A 6,657-nucleotide genomic window follows, 5' to 3' on the forward strand; every position below is an offset into this window, starting at 1 on the left:
CCAGTGACCAGCGACCAGTGACCAGTGACCAGCGACCAGTGACCAATGACCAATGACTAATGACAAATAATAAAGGATAATCCAATGAACGTTCAAAATCGAACTAATTCAATCAAAAAATTAGCTGGATTGGCAGCAGGACTGACGATCTTGCCAATTATCGCTGCTTGCGAACCTCAGCAAACCGCACAAACACCTCCTGCTACTGCGCCGACTGCGGAAGCTACGCCAGGGGCTACTACACAATCTCCTGCTGCTCCAACTGCGCCTCCCGCCGCTCAAGCAGAGGCAGATGACAACCATGTCGTTGATGTAGTACAGGCAAATCCTTCGCTGAAAACCCTTGCTTCTGTCATTGATGAAACAGATGCTAACGAAGTCTTAGAACTTCAAGGTCCATACACGGTGTTTGCACCATCAGATGATGCCTTTAATGCCCTTCCCGCAGAAACTCGCCAAAGGCTACTACAACCAGAAAATCGCCAACAACTAGCGCAGATTCTTTTTTACCATGTCGTTCCTGGTCAAGTGAGCGCCAATCAGTTGCAATCGGGAGACGTGAAAACGGTAGAAGGTGCAAACGTTAACGTTAAAGTTGACCAAACAGCCAATCAAGTAACAGTGAATGATGCCACCGTGACCCAGGCAGACATTCCTGCTAGCAATGGTGTCATCCACATTGTCGATCGCGTCATCTTACCACCCAATTTCTCTATCTAATTCGCTTTTCTATCTAATTCGGTTGAGAGACGCAAAATTCTGCGTCTCTACAAGAAGATGATACGTAGAGATGAAGGAATAACTCTATGAAGGGATTAAAAGGCAAAAACGTACTGGTGACTGGTGCAAGTTCGGGCATTGGACAAGCGATCGCCATTCGCCTCGCCTCTGAAGGATGCAATATTGCCATCAATTACCGCAAAAGTCCTGATGGGGCAGAAGATACAGAAGAAATGGCAATGCAAAAAGCATGTGGAGACGTGGAAAATTGCGGCGTGAAATCTCTGCTGGTACAGGGAGATGTCTCGAAAGAAGAAGACATCATCAGCATGGTCAATACTGTAGTTGAAAGATTTGGTAGTTTAGATATTCTGGTCAACAATGCTGGAATTCAAACTGAATCTCCCTCCCACGAAATTGAAACGGTAGAATTCGATCGAGTGTTAACAGTTAATTTGCGCGGTGCTTATTTGTGCGCCCGCGAAACTATCAAACAATTACTATCCCAGAATCGTTCTGGAATTATTATTAACATTTCCAGCGTTCACGAAATTATTCCCAGACCGATGTATGTCAGCTATTCCATCAGCAAAGGTGGGATGGAAAATATGACCAAAACCCTAGCTTTAGAGTATGCCAATCGAGGAATTCGAGTTAATGCCGTCGCTCCAGGCGCAACAGTTACACCAATTAACGAAGCCTGGACAAATGACCCAGAAAAGAAGGCGATCGTTGAAAGTCACATTCCGATGGGTCGTGCTGGTACTTCCGAAGAAATGGCAGCAGCAGTTGCTTTTTTAGCTTCGGATGAAGCCGCCTACATCCCGGACAAACTCTATTTGTCGATGGTGGTTTGACTTTGTACGCCGATTTTCGCGAGGCATGGTCAGCCTGATTGACAGTCAAAAGTCAAAAGTCAAAAGTTAAAAGTTAAAAGTTAAACGTTGAGAATTGAAAATGAATGGATTAACTTCACAAACATTGAAATTCTGGAGTGTAACAGCAACCTTTGTGACACTCGTTGCTGGATTTTCCCTGAATCAAATACCTGAAGCGATCGCTCAAGCCCAAACTCAAGCTCAATCTTCTGAAGTACAAAAATTGCTAAAAACTAAACAATGTCCTGGTTGCAACTTGAGTGGAGCAAATCTACAAAACGCAGATTTGGACGAAGCTAACTTACAAGGTGCTAATCTCCAGAATGCTAATTTACAAAATGCAGATTTAGAAGAAGCTAACTTACAAGGTGCTAACCTACAAGGAGCTAATCTGATTCGCGCCGATCTAGAAAAGGCAAACCTACAGTCGGCTAATTTACAACAAGCTAGTCTCCAGCGAGCAGACATAGAAGGAGCAAATCTTACCAAAGCCAACATCACGGGAGCAAATTTACAACAAGCAGAATTTGAGAACACAGTCATGCCTGATGGCACAGTTAGAAATAGGTGATTTGTCTGCTTCAGCTTTGCGTTTTGAAATGACTGGAAATTACTAGGCTAGAAATGCAGACTAGACAACGGCAATTGGCAAACCGTCGCGCAGCAAAGAAAAAGCTGTGGTGGTGGATTGGTGGAGGAGTCCTTGCTTTGGCAATTCTTTGCTTGGGCTTTCTCTACCTGAGAGGGTTTTTTCGCTCGGAAGTCGAGTATAAAATTACCAATGGACCTAGTTTAGAAGATCCCCGTTTTCCACTACTAGTAGTAAGTTTATCCAATGCTTTACCTACTAGCGGTCGCTTGACTGACTATTGGAGCGGAGCAGATGCTATTTATGCTGCTCGCATAGATGCTATCAAGAGCGCCAAACGCACGATTCACTTTGAAATATACTACATGACCCCTGGTCGTCGTGCTGATGAATTTGCTGCCGCACTCAGCGATCGCGCTCAAGCAGGTGTGGAAGTACAACTTTTGATCGATGACTACGGTACTGATTCGATTCCCAGCGAGTATTGGCAAAGATTGCAGCAAGCTGGTGTTGAGGTGCGTTTTTTCCGCGAATTCGATTGGAGAGCGCCATTGGAGTATAATTCTCGCACTCATCGCAAGTTACTGTTAATTGACGGTCAACGGGTTTTAATTGGTGGTGCAGGAGTTTCAGATGATTGGGATGGCGATCCAGAAATAGGTGATACCGCTCCTTGGTTAGAATTTGAAGCAAGTTATACGGGAGAAGTCGTCAGTCTATTGGAAGGCAATTTCTTCCAAAATTGGGCATATGTTGGTGGCACGGTAGATTTGGCGCAGGATGTAATCAAAGTGCAACCAGAAAAAGGAACGCCACTTTACATCACGAATGACACGTCTACTTTGAGCGAGTCAACAATCAGAATGCTATTTCAGGTAAGCTTTTTGGCAGCTAGAGAGCGAATTTGGATTGGTAGCCCCTATTTTGTCCCCGATCGCAATACGCGCAACGTGCTAATTCAAGCCAGGCAAAAGGGGGTTGACGTGCGCGTTCTGACAATGGGACAGAAGAATGATAAGCCAATTGTACGTTTTGCTTCTCGCGAACTCTACGGCGAACTACTAGAAGCTGGGGTGCAAGTTTGCGAATATCAACCAAGTATGATGCACGCTAAACTAGCTTTAATTGACGATGACTGGGTAAGTACGGGCAGTGCAAACTTTGACCCCCGCAGCTATCATCACAATGACGAATTAAATATTTCTACTAACAATACTCAATTAATTGAAAAAACAGACAATTTATTTCAAAACGCTTTGGATAATAGCAATTGTCTTACTCGCATAGAATGGCAAAATCGTTCAGTAACAGAGAAATTACTCGGTCAAATAGGGCTGATTTTCAAGCCTTTGTTGTAGTAGTTTAGTGAGAAATTTAAATTAGTTGTATAGCAATTTTATTTGATTCATGAACGTGGAGCAGGCTTCTAGCCTGCGGCAGGCTAGAAGTATACTTTACAAATCATTTAGAACTACTATAGGTAAATCTTAATAATTTTCAGGTAGGCAATGCTTACCACAATTGGCATATGTAACTCATGATGGGCAATACCTACCCTACTTGAAATGTTTTGACTTTTAACTTTTGACTTTTGACTTTATTTCAGTTCATGGAGTAAAAACATGACCGCAGAAGAAAAAAGACTGGAAGAAAATCGCACCCGTCAAGCATACTGGCGGCGCTGGGGTCCATATTTAAGCGATCGCCAATGGGGAACTGTACGCGAAGATTATAGCCAGAATGGTAATGCTTGGGATTATTTTCCCCACGAACACGCTCGGAGTCGCGCCTATCGTTGGGGAGAAGATGGGATTGCGGGAATTTCTGACAATCATCAAAGACTTTGTTTTGCGATCGCGCTTTGGAATGGAGTAGATCCAATCCTGAAAGAAAGATTATTTGGGTTAGCTGGACCTGAAGGCAATCATGGGGAAGATGTCAAAGAATATTATTTTTATCTTGACAATTCTCCCAGTCATGCCTATATGAAATATCTCTACAAATATCCTCAATCAGCATTTCCTTACACGCAATTGGTGCAAGAAAATCAGCAACGAGGATACTACGAGCCGGAATTTGAATTAGTTGATACTGGTATATTTGACAATAATCAATACTTCGATGTGTTTGTCGAATATGCTAAAAACTCTCCTGAAGATATTTTAATTCAAATTACAGTTGTCAATCGTAGTTCGGAAGAAAAAACACTTCATCTCTTACCTACTCTCTGGTTCCGCAATACTTGGGCTTGGGATAAACAGAGTGAAAAACCATCACTTCAAGTCATGAAGCCCGATCTTCTTGCCTGTGCTATTGAAGCTGCTCATCCAACTTTGGGGAAAAGATGGTTGTATTGTCAAAATGGCTGCAAGTTGTTGTTTACAGAAAATGAGACTAACTATCAAAAGCTATTTGGAGTTAGCAATAAATCTCCTTATGTCAAAGACGGGGTAAACGATTATGTTGTGGAGAATATCGAAAAGGCTATTAACCCAGAAAAAATAGGTACAAAAGCTGCTTGTTATTACTCACTGAATCTTGATGCAGGTGAAGAACAAATCATCAAGCTAAGACTCAGCGATCTCGGTAAGCTAACACACCCATTTTTAGAGTTTGATACAATTTTACAAACTCGCAAGCAAGAAGCAGATGAATTTTATCAACGAATTTCTCCAGAAGAGTTGTTAGCAGATTGTCGTAACGTGCAACGACAAGCTTTTGCTGGCTTATTGTGGACAAAACAGTTTTATCACTACGTCATAGAAGATTGGTTGAATGGCGATCCAAATCAACCAGTGCCACAGCGACATAATGCTCGCAATCAAGAATGGATGCATCTATTTAATGATGATATTCTTTCTATGCCCGATAAATGGGAATTTCCCTGGTTTGCGGCTTGGGATTTAGCTTTTCATGTCATTCCTTTAGCAACAATCGATCCAGATTTTGCCAAGCGACAAATGGATAGACTGACACGGGAATGGTATATGCATCCTAACGGGCAAATTCCAGCTTATGAATGGCATTTTAGCGATGTCAATCCTCCCGTTCATGCTTGGGGAACATGGCGAGTTTATCAAATTGAACGAGATATTTACGATCGCGCTGATACTGATTTTCTGGAAAGAGTATTTCAGAAATTATTGCTCAACTTTACTTGGTGGGTAAATCGCAAAGATAACGATGGCAATAATGTCTTTCAAGGAGGATTTTTAGGCTTAGATAACATCGGCATTTTCGATCGCAGTGCTGAGTTGCCTACAGGTGGCTATTTAGAACAATCAGACGGTACGAGTTGGATGGGAATGTATTGTCTGAATATGCTGGCGATCGCATTAGAATTGGCAAAAACTAACTCTACTTATGAAGATATCGCCAGTAAATTTTTCGAGCATTTCCTCTATATTGCCGATGCAATGAACCACATTGGCGAAACTCAGATTCACCTATGGGATGATGAAGACAAGTTCTTTTATGATGTCTTGCATTCTCCACATGACGAACGCCATCACCTCAAGGTGCGTTCGACGGTGGGTTTAGTTCCCATATTTGCAGTAGAGATTCTAGAACCAGATTTACTAGAGCGATTTCCAGGGTTTAAAAAACGCTTTGAGTGGTTTATTAACAATCGTCCTAAACTGCAAGAGAACATTGCCTCTTTGACAGACGAAGGAAAAGAAAGCAAACGATTGCTAGCAATTGTTAATCCTGAAAAACTCAAGTTAATTTTGCAAAGAATGTTAGATGAAGGCGAATTTTTGAGCGAGTATGGCATTCGTTCTGTCTCGAAATTTCATCTAGAAAACCCATACACTTTCAATGTTGACGGTCAGCAGCATCAAGTAAGTTACGAACCGGCTGAATCTACCAGTGGGATGTTTGGCGGGAATTCTAACTGGCGCGGTCCTATTTGGTTTCCGATGAATTATCTCATCATTGAGTCTCTGCAAAAATTTCATAACTATTTAGGAGATGACTTTAAAGTTGAATGTCCCACTGGTTCCGGTCGATGGATGAATTTGGCAGAAGTGGCTACAGAGTTGTCTCAAAGATTGACAAGAATTTTCTTACGAGATAGTAGTAATCGTCGTCCTGTTCACAGTGGCAACGCTATATTTCAAACTCATCCAGACTGGCAAGACTTGTTATTATTCTATGAATACTTTCATGGCGACAACGGCGCAGGATTGGGAGCAAATCATCAAACAGGTTGGACGGGATTAGTAGCAAACTTAATCCGCGACAGTGGAGAAATGAAGTAATTCAGCCGCGACTTCTTCTTATCTTCATCGCCTTTCTTCGCGCCTCTGCACGCCAGGTGCTACAGGGCGGGGAAACCTCACGCCAGCGCACTGGCTTGTCTTTGCGCGACACAAATCTTCAAAACACCTTATCAACGTGAGTTCGATGAGAAAAACTAGCCAAAAAGAAAACTGAGACCTATGCTCAAAATACACACACAATAGTCTC

Annotated in this window: 4 protein-coding genes and 1 pseudogene; all 5 read left to right on the forward strand. The window is 42.4% G+C overall.

Annotation, left to right across the window (positions count from 1 at the left end):
* Positions 1-84: 84 nt before the first annotated feature.
* The 5 genes and pseudogenes from DSM107010_RS29020 (at position 85) to DSM107010_RS29040 (ending at position 6,449) form a co-directional block, all read left to right on the forward strand.
* Positions 85-720 carry a fasciclin domain-containing protein gene (locus tag DSM107010_RS29020; protein WP_015156194.1) on the forward strand — a complete coding sequence of 212 codons (636 nt, stop codon included), beginning with the start codon at positions 85-87 and terminating at the stop codon, positions 718-720.
* Between the two features lie 86 nt (positions 721-806).
* Positions 807-1,615, forward strand: a pseudogene (locus DSM107010_RS29025) (SDR family oxidoreductase).
* 62 nt (positions 1,616-1,677) lie between these two features.
* On the forward strand, positions 1,678-2,169 hold the full coding sequence (locus DSM107010_RS29030; RefSeq protein ID WP_015156192.1) for a pentapeptide repeat-containing protein: 492 nt from the start codon (positions 1,678-1,680) through the stop codon (positions 2,167-2,169).
* A 53-nt stretch (positions 2,170-2,222) separates the two neighbouring features.
* Positions 2,223-3,545 (forward strand): phospholipase D-like domain-containing protein, encoded by a 1,323-nt coding sequence (locus DSM107010_RS29035; protein ID WP_106171644.1) that lies wholly within the window; start codon positions 2,223-2,225, stop codon positions 3,543-3,545.
* Positions 3,546-3,809: 264 nt separating this feature from the next.
* Complete coding sequence (locus DSM107010_RS29040) at positions 3,810-6,449, forward strand: MGH1-like glycoside hydrolase domain-containing protein (RefSeq protein ID WP_106171155.1); 2,640 nt, start codon at positions 3,810-3,812, stop codon at positions 6,447-6,449.
* Positions 6,450-6,657 lie beyond the last annotated feature (208 nt).

This window comes from Chroococcidiopsis cubana SAG 39.79, from assembly GCF_003991895.1.
Classification (GTDB): Bacteria; Cyanobacteriota; Cyanobacteriia; order Cyanobacteriales; family Chroococcidiopsidaceae; genus Chroococcidiopsis; species Chroococcidiopsis thermalis.